The sequence below is a fragment of the Bacteroidota bacterium genome (assembly GCA_016713765.1).
GTDB lineage: Bacteria > Bacteroidota > Bacteroidia > AKYH767-A > 2013-40CM-41-45 > Pollutiaquabacter > Pollutiaquabacter aromativorans.
This window is the reverse complement of sequence record JADJON010000001.1, coordinates 428340-444735: the sequence shown is the minus strand read 5'-3', so window position 1 is coordinate 444735 and position 16396 is coordinate 428340. Positions and strand designations below refer to the sequence as shown.

Annotated in this window: 11 protein-coding genes; 5 read left to right on the top strand and 6 right to left on the bottom strand. The window is 54.8% G+C overall.

The window, feature by feature from the left end; translation table 11 throughout:
* Positions 1-53 precede the first annotated feature (53 nt).
* Positions 54-1376 carry an RIP metalloprotease RseP gene (gene rseP, locus IPJ96_01830; protein MBK7909087.1) on the bottom strand — a complete coding sequence of 441 codons (1323 nt, stop codon included), beginning with the start codon at positions 1374-1376 and terminating at the stop codon, positions 54-56.
* A 207-nt stretch (positions 1377-1583) separates the two neighbouring features.
* On the opposite strand from rseP, the gene IPJ96_01825 reads away from it, so the two are divergent.
* A complete protein-coding gene (locus tag IPJ96_01825) occupies positions 1584-2324 on the top strand; it encodes a hypothetical protein (protein ID MBK7909086.1) in 741 nt (246 codons plus the stop codon).
* Between the two features lie 75 nt (positions 2325-2399).
* Here the strand turns inward: IPJ96_01825 and IPJ96_01820 are convergent, their stop codons facing one another.
* Positions 2400-6704 (bottom strand): T9SS type A sorting domain-containing protein, encoded by a 4305-nt coding sequence (locus tag IPJ96_01820; GenBank protein MBK7909085.1) that lies wholly within the window; start codon positions 6702-6704, stop codon positions 2400-2402.
* A 214-nt stretch (positions 6705-6918) separates the two neighbouring features.
* On the opposite strand from IPJ96_01820, the gene IPJ96_01815 reads away from it, so the two are divergent.
* Positions 6919-8310, top strand: coding sequence for a hypothetical protein (locus IPJ96_01815; GenBank protein MBK7909084.1), 1392 nt, complete (start codon positions 6919-6921; stop codon positions 8308-8310).
* A 4-nt stretch (positions 8311-8314) separates the two neighbouring features.
* Here the strand turns inward: IPJ96_01815 and IPJ96_01810 are convergent, their stop codons facing one another.
* Positions 8315-9937: a hypothetical protein gene (locus IPJ96_01810; protein ID MBK7909083.1), complete on the bottom strand. Its 1623-nt coding sequence runs from the start codon at positions 9935-9937 to the stop codon at positions 8315-8317.
* A gap of 233 nt (positions 9938-10170) precedes the next feature.
* Between IPJ96_01810 and IPJ96_01805 the strand changes: the two genes are divergently transcribed.
* Positions 10171-11727 (top strand): aldehyde dehydrogenase family protein, encoded by a 1557-nt coding sequence (locus IPJ96_01805; GenBank protein MBK7909082.1) that lies wholly within the window; start codon positions 10171-10173, stop codon positions 11725-11727.
* A 68-nt stretch (positions 11728-11795) separates the two neighbouring features.
* Here the strand turns inward: IPJ96_01805 and IPJ96_01800 are convergent, their stop codons facing one another.
* On the bottom strand, positions 11796-12371 hold the full coding sequence (locus tag IPJ96_01800; protein MBK7909081.1) for a DUF1579 domain-containing protein: 576 nt from the start codon (positions 12369-12371) through the stop codon (positions 11796-11798).
* Between the two features lie 286 nt (positions 12372-12657).
* On the opposite strand from IPJ96_01800, the gene IPJ96_01795 reads away from it, so the two are divergent.
* Both IPJ96_01795 and IPJ96_01790 read left to right on the top strand, forming a co-directional pair.
* Positions 12658-13869 carry a TlpA family protein disulfide reductase gene (locus IPJ96_01795; GenBank protein ID MBK7909080.1) on the top strand — a complete coding sequence of 404 codons (1212 nt, stop codon included), beginning with the start codon at positions 12658-12660 and terminating at the stop codon, positions 13867-13869.
* 28 nt (positions 13870-13897) lie between these two features.
* Positions 13898-14569: a hypothetical protein gene (locus tag IPJ96_01790; protein MBK7909079.1), complete on the top strand. Its 672-nt coding sequence runs from the start codon at positions 13898-13900 to the stop codon at positions 14567-14569.
* 69 nt (positions 14570-14638) lie between these two features.
* Here IPJ96_01790 and IPJ96_01785 read toward each other — a convergent pair whose 3' ends face one another.
* Both IPJ96_01785 and IPJ96_01780 read right to left on the bottom strand, forming a co-directional pair.
* Positions 14639-14974, bottom strand: coding sequence for a T9SS type A sorting domain-containing protein (locus IPJ96_01785; GenBank protein MBK7909078.1), 336 nt, complete (start codon positions 14972-14974; stop codon positions 14639-14641).
* Between the two features lie 726 nt (positions 14975-15700).
* A complete protein-coding gene (locus tag IPJ96_01780; protein ID MBK7909077.1) occupies positions 15701-16237 on the bottom strand; it encodes a metal-dependent hydrolase in 537 nt (178 codons plus the stop codon).
* Positions 16238-16396 lie beyond the last annotated feature (159 nt).

The window sequence follows — 16396 nt, the reverse complement described above, 5'->3', positions numbered from 1 at the left end:
AATCACAGACAGGCTTTTTGCTTTTATTTTAGGGCGATTCCCTCCGACCGGTACTAGTTGATGATATGCTTCCAGATATCGTTGCCGAGTGTGTAGACCATCAACGACAACAGGATCACCATACCGGCGACCTTGGCGCGTTCCATGAAGCGGTCGGAGAGTCTCTTACGGGTCACCGACTCCCACAACAGGAAAATCACATGGCCGCCATCGAGTGCCGGAATGGGCAGGATGTTCATGAACGCCAGCACCATCGAGAGCAATCCGGTGATCGCCCAAAAGCGACGCCAGTCCCAGATGCCGCCATAGATGTTCGCGATACCGATCGGGCCCTGCAGGGATTCGCTGGCCTTCTCTTTTCCAGCGAAGATCTGCTTGAGTCCTTTGATGTTCGACGAGATCGCTTCAAACGCGTCGGAGGTTCCGTAGCGGAACGCTTGTCCGGTCGAGTAAGCCGTCAGCGGATAACTGCCGAAATCGGTATGATAGGTAATGCCGATCATGCCACTGTCGCTTACAACCGGCTGCAGGGTCAGTGTATCGGTGCCACGGGCCAGCGTGAGCGCCACCGGTTTGCCTTTGCTTTCTCCGATCATCTTGCGGGCGCCTTCCATCGACAAGGTTCGCGTTCCATTTACCGCGAGCAGGCGATCACCTGCACGTACGCCGGCCGCCTCCGCGGGCTTGCCCGCTATGATGCTGTCGATCAGTAACGCGCTGCGATAAGGTCCGATGAAGTTGCCCTTTCCGGCTTCGATCGTTCGACGGTAAAAGTCGGCGGGCACTTCCACTTCCATCGTTCTGCCGTTACGCAGAACCGTCAGGGTGGCGCCGAAGATTACGCGCGACGACAACACATCCTCGAATCGTTCGAAGGGTTTGCCGTCGATGGCGACAACCTTATCGCCGTTCTCAAAGCCGACTTGTTTGCCCAGCTCGTACACATAGATGCCGTCGGTGACATCGGCATTGGAGAGGTATTGCTTGTCGTACTTCATGAGTACGAGCGAGTAGATCAGAATGCCGAGGATGACGTTCATCGTCACGCCGCCGATCATCACGATCAGTCGCTGCCAGGCCGGCTTGGAACGGAACTCCCAGGGTTGAGGCGGAAGCTTCATCGCCTCCTTGTCCATGCTCTCGTCGATCATGCCGGAGATCTTGACATAACCACCCAATGGCAGCCAGCCCACTCCATACTCGGTATCTCCCTTACGGAAGCTGAAGAACTTGAATCCCCAGGCGTCGAAGAAGAGATAGAATTTCTCCACGCGGATACCGAACGCGCGTGCAGCAAGGAAGTGACCCAGCTCGTGCAAGGTCACCAGTATCGCAAGGCCCAAAATCAGTTGGGCCGCCATGATCAATCCAGACATCGTCTAAGTTTATCCGCAGCTCCCGCGGAATACTGCATAACTGCTTTTATCCGGGGAGGTTTCAGGATTGCAAAGATAAAGAATCGGGGTTGTAAGCCTGATGAACGGTCATTTTTAACGGGATTTAACGGGTTTCTCCACCATTGCACGCTGAAAAATGCTCCAGCGAAACGGCAACCCGGTCATTCCACACTCGTACACGGCATCATGCGCCTGTTCCTGCTCTTCCTGTTGCTCTCTCTTGCCGGCCCCTGTTATGCGGCCTCCGACTCCCTGCGTCATCGCGTCCTGATCATTCCTTATCAGGAAGCCATGCACCTTTCAGATGCCGACCCTGACATTTCGATGGGTTCCGAACTGGATCTCGGTGAAATGCGAAAAACATTTCGGTTGGGACTCCTGAAGTCGATCAAGGAACGTACCGCCGAGATCAGCGACACGCGCCTGCTCGAAAGCGATTTCGTCGCGGAAGATGTGGATCAGGACCGTTTGTACAAGGCGATCTACTATACCGAAGACACGGTCTATCGGAAAACAAAACTGCTTCCCGCCGATTCCACGATCGCCGCGAATACAAAACCTCTGAGTAAAAAAGGCGCCAAACAACCGGAACCGACCACCTATATGAATGTCGGGTTTCACGACCAGTTATTACTCAAGGACCTTGGCCGCAACTTCGGCGTCGACCGCATTGTGCTGCTCAACGAGGTCGACATCATCACGCATACCGACGACTGTCTCGACCTGGCATTGCAGATCTATCGTCGCGAGCTCAAGGTGCATTTCAGTGTTTTCACCTCTTCGGGTAAACAAGTCTACGGTGGCGTGGCGCATGCCGACTTTCCTTCCAACTCCAACGACGTACAGGAGATCCTGAAACGTGTGGCACCTTCGATCGCCGATCAGGTACGACGGGGTGCTAACGCGCCCGCTACTGAAACTCCCTGATCCCCCGGAATGAATAAAGGCCGCCCACACACACCGGGGCGGCCTTCACAGAAGGGGAACAGAAACAGGAACAAATCAGCGTCGTAATACTTCTATTTTCTTGTTGTACACACCGGCATCGGTGACCACGCGCAGTTGATAGATGCCGAGCGCGATCGCGTCAACGGCAATGCGGGTCTCGGCTTGTCCGGTCTGGTCGCGGAACACACACTGGCCGCCGAGATCAAAGAGGGCTACCTCCATCACCTGTATGTCCTTGCCGCGAACGATGACTGTATGAGCGGCCGGGTTCGGGAAGACCACCAAGTGGGTGGAGAGGTCCGGAACCGGAACGCGCGTCAGGGTCGGATCCAGCACGACACGGTCGTTCTGGCTGCCGAACAAGAGCGGGAACTGCGAGGCGGTGATGGCCCGGAGATTACCCGGCGTGAACAAGGCGTCGGTCAGCGTAGAAATGTTGTCGACGATGACGACATCAAACAAGGCAATGTCGCCGAAGCCGCCGAACACGTTCTGTCCGTCGTTGCGCACCAATGCGAAGTCGATGCGGCCGGCCGAGGGCGTGTGGCGATAGAAGGTGATGAGATCGACACCCGCCGTCCCGAGCCAGCTCGTGCTGAAGTCGGTCACCAGCGAGTTGGTATCCACCACGGTCGGATCATAATAGACGGTGAAGGCGATGCCGTACAGACTGTCGACGGCCTGAGTCATTGTGCCCAACTGAATGGCCACATTCACCGTCGCACCGGGGGCTACCGTATCGGGCGTAGCGTCGATCACCAGCGGAGGTAGGGCCGCGTCAATCTGAACAGGTGTCGGCTGCAGACGTGCGGGATGGGTTTGTCCGTAGTTCTGGTTCACCGCCAGTGTATCGGCGAACCCGACGGCGCCGTCGCCGTCGCAGTCCGCATGTTTGAAGTTGACCGCGCTGACGAACCATCCGTTGAAATCGGTAGCGGCCTGTGCGGTCCAGCTCAGTGTAGCGCCGGCACGTACCGGACCAGTCTGGCCGAAGGCCACCCCGATATCAAGGATGTCGCTGTTATTGCAAACCAGGTCGTAGTTGGCATCCCCCGGCCACACATTGCTGACCACGGTACAGGGCGCATAGGTCCAGCCGGTGTTACCGCCGAGGTCGACACAACCATTGCCCGCGTTGAAGGTCGCACCACCATTAACGGTCACATCCTGAATCAAGGCGTTGGCAATACAGACCTGGCCCGATGTTTTGGTGAGTATCGCAATCGGGTTGCCTTTGAGGAAGACCGGGAAAGCGGGTGTTCCATTGCAGACCAACTCGGAGAAGTTAATGTTACCACCCAGATTCGAGGTCTTGCCGGGGTTGTTCAGGAAGATGGTGTCGCAGACGATATTTCCGCTCATGGCGAAGTCGTCGAAGAAAATCGCCTTCCGGATGGAATCACTGGCCAACTGCGAATACACGTTCACGTATTGGTAGGCAGTGAACTGTTCGCAGACGAAACTATTGAGGAAGAAGCGGGCGCCGATGTCGAGTACGGTGATGTTGCGGAACGCGCCGGTGGTTCTGAAATCAAAGCCCAGGCTGCTGTAAACAGGCGCTATCCACCGCATCACCACGTCGGCCTGACGTGAGTTGCTAAGACTTCCCTGAAGATAGAAATAAGAGACCGTCAGGGTCATGGGACCGAAGTTGACATTGCTGCCGGTAGTGCTCGTCATGCGGCTGACGGTGATATCGTTACCTGCGGCATCGAGGTTGCCGTTCAACAGCGTCAGTTGAATGCCCGAAAACGCATCCTGAAAGGCAACGGTGCCGGTACCGTTGACCGTGACCGAATCCAATTCGGTGCCATTACTCGTCAGATCGATGCCGGAAGCTCCCGGCAGCAGGTTCGTGGTGACAACGTTCCAGTTCATCACCGGTGCTAACGCAAGGTTGCCGGTAACACTGATGGTCGATCCGTTCACGGTGATATCGCTCCCGGCCGCGGAGAAGTCAATGCCGGCTGCGCTGACGTTGGTGACGTCGAGCGTCAGCGTGCCGTTGGCAAGACCCGAATTGGCATCGAATACGACTTGATCGATAGCCGCGGGAACACAAGCGCCGGATGAACCTCCGCTCGACAATGACCAATGAGCGGGGTCACTCCAGTTGCCGGAGCCGCCAACCCAGTACACCGTTCGCGGAGCCGGTGAGTTGATGGTCCAGCCGGTGTTGTTGCCACCGTCCACGGAATTGTTGGCCGTGAACGTCGCACCGCCGCCAGCCGCTATACTGTTGAGTGAGACAAAGTCGACGACCACGTTGCCGCTCGCCATGCTGATACTGGACGGTGAACCGGCTATGGTGGAACGAATACCTGCAAGGCCGTTACAATCAGCCTGCACTTGCAGGCTGGTGCCCAGTGTCAGTGTTTCTCCTGGCGCCTGCGAAAAATTGTATCCGCCATTGGCAAGCAAAAGGTTATCAATCGAATTGCTGCCACTGACGTTGACATCCTTATGGAATTCGGCGTCGGTGAACAGGTTGGCATTTCCGATATCGATTGACTCGTCGGCCAGGATAGTATTCACTGACACACTATCGGAAAGATATCCCCGAACGCTGAAATGCATGGAACGAAATGTGCTCGCCCGGTTGTTGCGGCAATATGCCGGGCCTTTATCGAATTCGATATCGGTGGTTGCTGAACCGATGAAGGTCCCGTCGAAGTACATGTCCTTCAGGAAGAACGTACTGTTGGCCGTAATGGCTTGTGCGGCAGGATAACCCGACAGCAACCGGGTGTTGACGTTCTGGCCGTTGTAATCGACGTTTCCGTTTTGCTGGTAGATCCCTTCCGCGTAGAGCGAATCCTGAACCGTGTACCAACAGGAATCACCGACCGTCAGGGTAATAAAAGGAGTGCCGGCAGATCGCAGGATGCTACCGGTCCGCGGTGAACGCAGATCGGTTTGGTCAAGGCGCCAGTTCAGTTGGTTGTTGAGGTCCAGTGAACCGTACAGGGTGATGTAGTCGCCGAAGAAGGTCGGAGACCCTGTTACGCCGTTCACAGTCAGGTCGCCGGCGTACTGTTCCAGATGGGGAAGATAAACGGTGTCGCCGGCGCCAAGTGAATTCGCGTCGAAGAAGACATTGTCCAAACGATTGGGTGTACAACCGGCCGGAGCGCCTCCGCTTGAGAGCGACCAGTGGTTCGGGTCATTCCAGTCGCCGGTACCACCCACCCAATAAAGGTCACGCGTTACCAGCGCCGAGATATTCCATCCGGTGTTGCCGCCCAGGTCGATGACGTTGTTCGCATTAAACGTCGCCCCGCCGCTGGCCTGGATGCCTTCGAGGATGGCGTAGTCGATGGAGATCGTGCCGGATGCGGCGTTCAGCGTAGCGGGAGGAGCGCCGGCATAGGAGGTGCTCAACCGGCCCATATCGGAGCACGATGAATTGAGGGTGAGGTTGTTGATGTTCGAGGTGGTACCGGTCATCAGGTACACGAGTTTACCGTTGAGTTGGTTGATCGTGCAATTCTCCAGCAACACACTCGTGGAGAATTCACCGGTGCCGAGTATCGTGTTCAGCGCGTACGAGGTATTGGTCGCGCTCGCGTAGTTGGCCTGGCAGGCTCGCAGCGTTCCGGCATTCTGGAAAATTAGAGAGTCGAACGGCGTGGTGTTGTTGATACAATCCATTTCACCGCTTACGCAATTGAAATGCACGGAGGTTTGATCGGCGCCGGATGGAATGACATCCAACGTGATCGTGCGCGTAAAGATCTCGTTGCTTCCGCCGTTGACCGAAAGCGTGATGTCGCCAAGCACCAGCGTGGTGCCTACGCCCGCGTTGAATCCGCCACAGGATATATCAAAGGCATTCGCGTTGAGACTTCCTGCACGCAGGTCGACCGGACCGATGCAAGTCAGTGGCGAAGACAAGGAGTAGGACGCGTTGGCGTCGATCGTTACGGCATACGCGTATTGTCCGGCCAGGTCGATGGTGTGCGAACCGGTTGTGGCGCTCATCACCAGGTTGACATTGGACAAGGTCATACCGGCGGAGAATGCGATGCTGCCACGCAGGTTCAGCGTAGCGCCGTTGCCTTCAAAGGTCGGATTGAACTGGACGCCCGCCCAGCTCATGCTGTTACAATAGTAGAAGGTGGAGTCGAGGTTCAGCACCTGACCCGTTGCGGTGAACGAAGCGGCGTCGATCACCACATCGTCGTTGATCGTAGGGATGGAAGCGTGGAAGGTGGAGCCGCCGCTACTGGTTGCCCAGTGCGTGGCGTAGTCGCTCCAGTTACCGGAACCGCCCACCCAGTAGTAGGTCGCGGCATTCGTGCCAGCCGGGCCAAAGAGTCCCAGCACGAAGAGAAGCAGCAGGTGGAGGAAGTTTTTCATGGTCGTATGTGTTTGCTCGGGGGTCGTCAGACATGATTTACCGATACAAACGTAGGGGCAGAGGAAGGCTGGAACAAATACAGAAATGGCAGTTTGTCGAATGTCGATACAGTACTGATATTATGAATTTGATATATTTTGGCTGTTTATTTGCCTAAATATTTGGTGTTTGTCGAATTTGGATTAGTTTAGATGCAGGAAGTCCGGGTCTGAAATGCGCACGATTAAGGTACTTGAATTGCTCCATGCGCTCAAATCGCACGAAAAAGCAGCGTTTTCGGCGTATTTGACTTCCCCCTACTTTCTTCCGGCTCCTGAATATCCCCGGTTACTGCAGCTATTGGAAACCTTGCCTTTGTCGACGCAGGAGTTGCCAAAGACTGAATTGTACGGGCGGCTTTTTCCGCAACAGCCCTTTGACGATCAGCAGCTGCGCTATCTCTTGTCGGATTTCACAGAACGGTTGGAACACTTCTTCCTGCTTCGTCAGCTTGCAGGCGAAAAAGAAGAAAGCGCCCTGCTGCAGCTCGAAGCCTTGCACGCGCGTGAAACATCCAAGGCCTATCAACACGCGGCAAGACGGTTCGAGAGCATCGACCGCTATGAAAGCGCGAAACACTTTCACCGCCACTATCGCGCGGCGGAGATCCGGCAGGAGTTCGCCGCACAACACGGCGCGCGCGATGAAGTGACGGACTACGTAGAACTCGCCGACAACCTCGATCGCTTCTACTTCCTGCGCAAATTGCAATTGCAGTGCGAACGGATCAACTATCGAAACGTCCTTGCGCGGGAATTCGACGTTTCCCTGATCGACGAGATCACGCGGCATGTGCTGCGCAATCAATTTCTCGGTTCCCCGCTCATCGAAACCTACTACCAGGTCCTGCAACTACTCAGCGGACCGGAACCCGAGACCGCGTTCCAGTCGTTGCTGCAACTGCTCGAAGCGCATCGCGATCGCTTTTCCGTCGAAGACCTGAACAACGTCTATCAATACGTCAAGAACCACTGCATCCGCCGCATCAACCTCGGCGACGAGGTTTACCGTGAGCGGCTGTTCGGCATTTACCAAAACATCCTCGCCGACGAACGATTGATGCGCCACGACTACCTCTCGCCCTGGGAATACAAGAACATCGTTACCCTCGGGTTGCGCTTACGGCAGGAGGCCTGGGTGGCCGACTTCATCGAACTCCACCTCCACCATCTGCCGCCGAATGAACGTGACAATGCCCACACCTATAACTCAGCCATGCTGTGTTACTACCGGAAGCAATACCGCCAGGCAGTCAAGTTGCTGCAAACCGTCGAGTTCACCGACCTCTACTATCAGCTCGACGCGCGGTCCATTCTGTTAAAAGTTTATTTCGAAACCTACGAATCCGAATCGTTGCTACACCATATCTCGGCATTCAAGATCTTCCTGCGCCGCAATAAGCTGGTGAGCGCCTATCAACGTAAGATCTACGAAAACTTCATCCGCTACGCGCTGAAAATTTTCCGGAGCAGCGACTCCGAATCAAAACGCAAAGCGCTGGCGGAGGAGATCCGAAGCGTCGATCACATCTCCGACCGCGCCTGGTTACTGGAGCAACTCGAGTGACCGGTCAGGGCCCGGACGGAACCGGGAACACTTTCAATTCTCCGCTCTGAAATAGCGGAAAAGCGCCCTGCCAGGTGGTATCGGGTTCATGCCACAGGAGAAAATACTTCGCGCCTGATTCCCGGATCACCTCCAACGCTCCGGCTTGCCGGTCGTTGATCTGTCCGCGATACGGTGTCTTGTTGTGATAGGCTACGAACAACGAAGACGAGTAACGATGTCGATCCGGGCTTTCCGAATACCGGGAAGCGATCGGTCCGTCGAGCAATTTCAGCGACCGCAGGTAATACGTCGCCTCCTGCAGTTGCCGATCCTGTTGGTACAATACGTCCATCGTCTGTAACGGCTGCCGAACGGCTTTCCAGATCCAGATCGCAGGCACATCGCGGTCAAGGCCGAACAACAACTCCTTGACCGGCCGCTTGATAGCCACTAAGAGGGTAATCAGGAAGAGGACACGCGCCAGGTAAAACCAGGGTCGTCCTCCCTGTTCGATCGCCGCCGCGAAAAACGCCGCCAGGAACAGCATCATCCAGGTGCTGATCCAGATGTATCGTGTATGGACAAGGATCAGACTATAGCCGCCATAAAACGCCAGCAGAAACAAGCCGGCCAGCAGGCGTGATCGCTGCGACAAGGGTTCCTGTCGTAGTTGCAGTTTATTGCGGAAGATCAGGAAAAGTGCCAGCAGCAAGAGTAGTCCCCATCCGGTAGTTCGTTGGAAATCGAAATACCAAATGGTGAGCAGGTTGCGTTCCAGCACCTGAAGGAATCCGGGGACCACACACGTCGGTTCCGATACGCGTCCGGTCCAGAACAATTGCATCGGCTCTTCCCAGGCGCAGATCGCATGCGGACCGGATGGTTTCGTCAGTTCGTTAGAGAGCACCGGAAGCTGCATGACCTGTCCCGGCATGGGTGCGACACCCGGACTACGGTTGAACGCGGCCGCCTCGCTGATCGTAAAGTGCCCATACTTGAGACTGATGGCTGTCACCCAGGGCGCGATGAGCAAGAGGAAAATCCCCAAAGCACGCAACAGGAGTCGTCTCCCGACAGCTAGCTTGCGCACCTGCCACCATTCCGATACCAGCAGGAATAAAAACAAGGGCAACCCGAATGCTTTCGCATAATAGGCAAGCGCGCCGAGCAAGGCGAATCGTTTCGCGTTCTGTTCATCGGTTAAGGCCGAACCTTTAGCCAGAAAGCGAAACAACGCGAGTGTAAGCCAGAGAAACAACAGGTCCGCGGTCGGACTCAGGAAAGCATACGCCAGGACAAATGGAAGCGCCGCATATGACAAAGCCTCCGCATATGGCTCCGGCATAACCGAACGACGCAACACGATGGTCCAGGTCCACAGCACCCCGGCTCCGATGACCAATTGCAGTGTTTTTAATGCCGGGATATCTCCGAAATCCTGCCCGGTAAACGGCAGCATCAGCCAGCTCAGCAATGGGCTCCAATAACCATTGATCGCCTCCCGGAAGTCACCTTCCAGATAGTGCCGGGTGATCATCAGGTACTGGAAGGTGTCGGGATTATTGACGTACCAGCACAGGTAAGGGAACAGGACCGCCGCCAGGAAAGCATACAGGGCGAGTAATAGAAATGGCGGCCGGTTCATGAGGGGGCAAAATAGCGAATCTGAAAAGGAAAATCGGATGCGTGTTCCGGGTTTCGCGTTTCGAGTTTCGGGTTTCGGGTTAATGGGGCGAAAGAGAATTAGTTTTTAGTTACCAGCTACCCTTCCGAATTCCTCGTCTAAAACCTGTTTTTCTTTCAACTTTCCACCGTTCAACTTTCAACTTAAAGCGAAAGTCATTTCAATGCCTCCCGCTATTGCCGTACCTTTGCGGCATGAAAGACACTACCACGCTCCAGGACTACGGCATTGCAGAAGCCCTGAAGGCACTTGGCCTGAAAGACATCAACCCGGGAGCCGGCACGGGCACCCGTTGGTCCGACTCCGACGGTGAGATCATTTCTTCGTATTCCCCAGCCGACGGCAGCCTCATCGGAAAGGTGAAGCAAGCCACGGCCGACGATTACGAAAAGACCCTGCGCGCAGCGGAGGAGGCTTTCAAGGTGTGGCGCAACATGCCCGCGCCGAAACGCGGAGAGATCGTTCGGCAGATCGGCGAACAATTCCGCAAGTACAAAGACCCGCTGGGCAAGCTCGTTTCCTATGAGATGGGCAAGAGCCTGCAGGAAGGTCTTGGCGAGGTGCAGGAGATGATCGACATCTGCGATTTCGCCGTCGGCCTGTCGCGTCAGCTCTACGGTCTGACCATGCACAGCGAGCGCCCGAAGCATCGCATGTACGAACAATGGCATCCGCTTGGCATCGTCGGCATCATTTCCGCGTTCAACTTCCCGGTCGCAGTATGGAGTTGGAATGCCGCCATCGCCTGGGTATGCGGTGACGTGTGCATCTGGAAGCCGAGTTCGAAAGTTCCGCTGTGCGCGGTTGCTTGCCAGAACATCATCGCTTCTGTACTGAAAGCCAACAATGTTCCGGAAGGCGTCAGTTGCGTACTCGTGGGCAATCACGTCGGCGATCGCATGAACAACGACAAGCGCGTACCGCTGGTATCCTTTACCGGCTCAACACGCGTTGGCCGGATCGTATCGTCGGCCGTCGCGCAGCGTTTCGGCAAGTCGATCCTCGAACTTGGCGGCAACAACGCCATCATCGTTTCCGAAAACGCCGACCTGAACATGGTACTGGTCGGTACCGTCTTCGGCGCGGTCGGTACGGCCGGACAACGTTGTACCTCGACGCGTCGCCTGATCGTACACGAGAGCGTATACGACAAGACCGTCAGCGTCCTCCAGAAGGCCTACGCGCAATTGCGCATTGGCAATCCGCTCGACGCGAACAACCACGTCGGTCCCCTGATCGACAAAGGCGCGGTCGACGCTTACCTCAAAGCCATCGAAAAGGCGAAGCAGGAAGGCGGCAAGATGATCGTCGAAGGCGGCGTGCTCTCCGGTGACGGTTATGAAGGCGGCTGCTACGTGAAGCCCTGCATCGTTGAAGCGAAGAACAGCTTCCACATCGTACAGGAAGAGACGTTCGCGCCGATCCTGTACCTGCTCAAGTACAAGACCATCGACGAAGCCATCGCGATGCAGAACGACGTCCCGCAGGGACTTTCCTCCGCGATCTTCACGACGAACATGCGCGAGATGGAGCAGTTCCTGTCACACGAAGGTTCCGACTGCGGTATCGCCAATGTGAACATCGGTACTTCGGGTGCCGAGATCGGCGGAGCATTCGGTGGTGAGAAAGAAACCGGCGGCGGTCGCGAATCCGGCTCCGATGCCTGGAAGGCGTACATGCGTCGTCAGACCAACACGATCAACTACTCCACGAACCTGCCGCTCGCGCAAGGCATCAAGTTCGATATCTGATCCTGATACCAACAACAAAAGGCCGGATGTGTTGGAACACATCCGGCCTTTTTATTTACACCGTTCGATTACTTCTTGCGCTTGAAGACGATCTCCATGGTTTTACGCTCCTTGCCCTGCTCGGTCTGGAACATCTCCATCTTCTGGGTATCGTTGTCGATGAACGAGAAGATCTCCCGACAATCCAACGCCTGTCCGGAAACGGGATCGACCATCTTGCCTTTGAAGTGAACCGCCTTCGTGGCTTCATCGTAAACGCCTTCCATGTACATCAGTCCGGTACCCATGTTGTCGATCCAGGTGCTGAGGTACTTTTTCATGGCGTTGTCATACGCCACGGTGCTGACACCTTCGAAGGGCATCCCCATGAAATTCCCGGAGTGCCGGGATTCCTGGTAGCGCCCGCCGAGGATCATTTTGTTGACGCAAGTGGCGGTGTTCTTCATGGGTTCGGCACCCGGCGCCATCCACATCGTCATTTCTTCTGTCCACTCACCATCGGCATCCGCCAGCATTTTGTGCATCGGACCGGGGGTCATGTAGGCCATCCAAGCTTTCTCTTCGGCAGTCGGCTCCTGCGCCGTCTGCGCTTGTGCTGCCAGAAACATTCCGCTCAGCAGCATCAGGGTGAAAATCTTTTTCATGTTGGTTTGATTTAAGGGGATTCTAAAGTAACTAATTAAAATATTAACGGCCCTGAACTGACGGGGAAATAAAAATCGATCGGAAACGGCGCAATATTTCCAAGATAATTCCATGGAGAGCGCCCTGCCATCTTGGTTCAAGTTGTTTTCTTCGAAATCCGGTTGAAAAAACCACATGAAAATACGCCTCTCCGTAGGTATTTGCCATCTGCAAGACTACTGTGTAATACCCTTCACCTCAACCGCATTTATGCGAATACTATTTGTGCCTTCGTATCTTTATGACATGAAACGCGCGTTGCTGCTGTTGTTCTTTAGCATAAAAACCTGCTTTGCCCAAACCACCGTGAGTCCATTGACGCAAGGCATTTGGAGAGCGGAACTGCAGATCAACGATACCCTTTCGTTACCCTTCAATTTTTTGTCGACCTCGGAGGGTCTGGAGATCATGAACGGCAGGGAGCGTTTACCGGTAAACGAGTACTCCTTGGTCGGAGACACTTTGGTTATTCGGTTTCCAGTCTTCGATGCAGAGGTCCGTTGCCGGTATACTGCCGACTCCTTGAACGGTTTCTTTCTCAACCACGCGCGCAAAACACAAAACGTGGTTCCATTTCGCGCAGCGGCCGGTCAGGGATTTCGATTCTCGGATCGTCCCGAACGTCCTGTCACGGATATCAGCGGAAGATGGCAGGTGATATTCGACGGCGAAGAGGGTGAGAACCGTTTTGCAGTGGCGGAATTCGAACAGAGCGGCGCGCGTGTCACCGGAACTGTCCTTACCCCGACGGGCGACCACCGATTCCTCGAAGGTGAACTGGCGGGATCCCGTTTGCACCTTTCAGCTTTCGACGGTTCTCACCTGTTCTTATATGAAGCGGAGCTGACATCCGACAGTTCGCTGCAAGGACATTTTTTCTCCGGACGTCACTACCACGACACCTGGGTGGCGTTCCGGAACGCGGATGCCTCCTTGCCGGATCCCGATGCGCTGGCGTTCCTGCGGCCCGGTTACTCCTCCCTCGATTTCAGCTTTGCTGATCGCAACGGGAAATATTGGACGCCGCGCCATCCGTCCTTCGTGAATAAGGTCCTGATCGTGCAACTGCTGGGTAGTTGGTGTCCAAACTGTATGGACGAAACCGCCTTCCTGAGCGATTACTACCGTATGCACCGTGACCGGGGAGTCGAGATCATCGGGATCGCATACGAGCGCACAACCGATTCTTTACGCCTTTGGAAAAACATCGATCGGTTTCGGAACTTCCATCATGTTGAATATCCGTTGGTCTATGGCGGTTATGCAAACAAGGATTCTGCCGCCAAGACACTGCCGATGCTGAACCGGGTATTCGCTTTTCCGACCACGATCATCCTCGACCGCAAAGGACAAGTGCGACGCGTACATTCCGGTTTCAACGGGCCGGCAACCGGCGAGGCCTACAAGAGGGAAACGGCGGAACTTTCCTCCTTCATTGATCGTTTACTGGCGGAATAACCGCACTTCGCATTTCAACTTCCCCGGCATGAGGACCATACACTACCTGCTGACGATCGGACTGATCACTTCCTTCGTGTCCTGTTCTTCTTCCCGCGAACCGAACAACAAGGCCGCGACAACCGTCGTGACGACCGCGCCGGTAGAAACGGTCGCCACGGAGAACACGAAAGCGGTCGAGCCGACTCCGGTCGTATCATTGGACGACACGCTTCATCTTCGACAAGTCAATTGGCGTGACGTCCGGATCACGGTGCGTGTGCGTGGTAACGCCGATTCAGAACTGTCGATCAAGATCACAAAGCCCAACGAAGAGCTGCCCGAATTCGTGACGGGCTGGAGCGGCAGTCTGCTCGGGCAAGTACTTGTAGCCGACCTCAACCAGAACAACGAGCCGGAGATCTTCATCGCCGCCGTTGATCCAAAAAAACTGGAGTATGCGGAGTTCCGCGCGTTCGAACGCGCCGCAAACAACTATATACGCTTTGATTTGCCTGAACTGACCGAGAAACAAAACGGTGGTTATCGCGGCGGTGACCTTTTCTGGTTCGACAACCTCACGATCTGTCGCGCGATCAGGATCTACCGCACCCAGGATCTTGACGGAAAGCCTACCGGCGGCGAGCGAAGGATCTATTACAAAGTGGACAACGTCCCATCACTTTCCTTCGCCGGCATGCAGGCGATGGAACGACAATAAACGTACCGCCAAAAACAAGAAACCCCGAAAGCTGTCGCCTTCGGGGTTTTTCTTTGTGCGGGGAAATGATCACTGTTTGTCGAAACGGATCGTAGCATTGCGATCGTTGATAATGGCCTGCAACAGGTAGTTGCCGGAAGCCAGGTTGGCGACATCCAGCGGAAGCTGAAGTTTACCGGGAAGGTAACGTTCCATCGGAACGGCGATCACTTCACGACCCTGGAGATCGAGTACGCGAACCATGACGTCGGATGCTTCCGTGAGTTCGAGACTCAGCGTGCTGCGCTCCTGTGCCGGGTTGGGGTAGACCAGCATGTTCAGTTGCGCGGCCAGGTTTTCTTCGATGCCGACACCGGACCATTTTGCCCAGAACCCAGATGCTGAACCGGATGAGGGAAATGACATTTCCAAAATAGGGTATCGAATTCCTTGTGAGTACCAAGTATACCGAGTCAAGCTTCCATTCGAAACAGTAATAATGCCTGTGGAAAGTTGTCGAATTGAATCCGAATAGGTCTCTGTTGATTTAACTCTTAAAACATTCGAATACGTTCTGTCCGGTGTTGTAAGAGTCCCATAAGCATCGGCAACGATGCTCACATTTCCATTTCGCGTGATTAAGATTGACCCGCCAACTGAGTAAACAATGCGATAAGCATCCGCCTGAGTTGAGTTGTAACTAACAGGATATTTTAGAAGTGTCATCCCATTACTATATGGGTAACCAATGGATAGCTCAACTTTCCCATAACGTACAAGTGTGTCAGACGATATACGGTAATAATCGTAATCATTCCCCAACTTAACACAAATATTGGATTGAGGGAAACTCGTTTCATAGGTAGAGCCTATCGAGTTCTGTGTGACAGCACTTATTGTAGACGTTGGAGTAATACTACCCAATGACCATGTCTGACTTCCTGATGAACCAGCTTGAGCCAAATTAGGTGTAAATCGTTTAACAATCGCTACATCGCCAATTACTGGATTAATGCCAGAGGCGGTTAATGTTGGTTGAGCCTTTGCGTTGTAGGTACAGCAAAGCAGGGCAATAAAGCCGTAAAACTTCTTCATGGTGAGTTGGTTGGAAGGGCCACAAAGATAACCAAGCCCGGGTGCCCTCCAAACGTCCTATTCCGCTTTTGTAGCGGATTTTCGAAGAATGGAAGCGACAACGAGCCAGGCGAGCGAAGGCAGGGCAACCCAAAGCCCTTCGCTTTTGAGAACCCGGAGTCCCCATTCCGAGAAGAACGCGCCCGCACCGATCGGCGATACCTGGATCGGGCGAAACGAAAAGAAGAAACGCTCATCACTGAAAGGCGCCCACAGTGCAACACCCAACCCGCCATTGGTCAGTGCGTCGAGCAAGGGGTGAGAAGCTGTCGCAAGAAACAGGCAACACCAGATTGTGAATCGCCGAGGTCCGGACGCTTTGAAAATTGTTAGCACCAGCAGTGACGAGAGCAATGCGGCAAAGAAAAACGAATGCGTTATCCCCCGGTGGCCCCAGATCGATTCATAGGGAATGCCGAACCGGAATGCCAGCACATCCGCATCCGGTAATACCGCGCATACAGCCGACCAGATCGCCAGCTTGTGGAAGTTGCTTCCGCCAAAGGATCTGGCAAGTGGCAATGCTGAGATTGCATGCGCGAAGAAGGAGGGCATGGTGGAAAGGTAAAAAGAAAGTACCGGTATCATCCATTCGTCATCGCTTCGCCGACACGGGCACTTCACCCGTCAGTGCGCCGAGGAAAGTAATTATGGATTTCCGTTGCTCAGGCGTTAACGTTTTGATCAATTGTACCAACTTGTCAGCGGTCTGTT

Bases quoted from the DNA above. Each gene is read 5' to 3' on its own strand.
- rseP (MBK7909087.1), bottom strand. From the start codon at position 1,376: ATGTCTGGATTGATCATGGCGGCCCAACTGATTTTGGGCCTTGCGATA.
- IPJ96_01805 (MBK7909082.1), top strand. From the start codon at position 10,171: ATGAAAGACACTACCACGCTCCAGGACTACGGCATTGCAGAAGCCCTG.
- IPJ96_01780 (MBK7909077.1), bottom strand. From the start codon at position 16,237: ATGCCCTCCTTCTTCGCGCATGCAATCTCAGCATTGCCACTTGCCAGA.
- IPJ96_01815 (MBK7909084.1), top strand. From the start codon at position 6,919: ATGCGCACGATTAAGGTACTTGAATTGCTCCATGCGCTCAAATCGCAC.
- IPJ96_01790 (MBK7909079.1), top strand. From the start codon at position 13,898: ATGAGGACCATACACTACCTGCTGACGATCGGACTGATCACTTCCTTC.
- IPJ96_01825 (MBK7909086.1), top strand. From the start codon at position 1,584: ATGCGCCTGTTCCTGCTCTTCCTGTTGCTCTCTCTTGCCGGCCCCTGT.
- IPJ96_01785 (MBK7909078.1), bottom strand. From the start codon at position 14,974: ATGTCATTTCCCTCATCCGGTTCAGCATCTGGGTTCTGGGCAAAATGG.
- IPJ96_01810 (MBK7909083.1), bottom strand. From the start codon at position 9,937: ATGAACCGGCCGCCATTTCTATTACTCGCCCTGTATGCTTTCCTGGCG.
- IPJ96_01820 (MBK7909085.1), bottom strand. From the start codon at position 6,704: ATGAAAAACTTCCTCCACCTGCTGCTTCTCTTCGTGCTGGGACTCTTT.
- IPJ96_01800 (MBK7909081.1), bottom strand. From the start codon at position 12,371: ATGAAAAAGATTTTCACCCTGATGCTGCTGAGCGGAATGTTTCTGGCA.
- IPJ96_01795 (MBK7909080.1), top strand. From the start codon at position 12,658: ATGAAACGCGCGTTGCTGCTGTTGTTCTTTAGCATAAAAACCTGCTTT.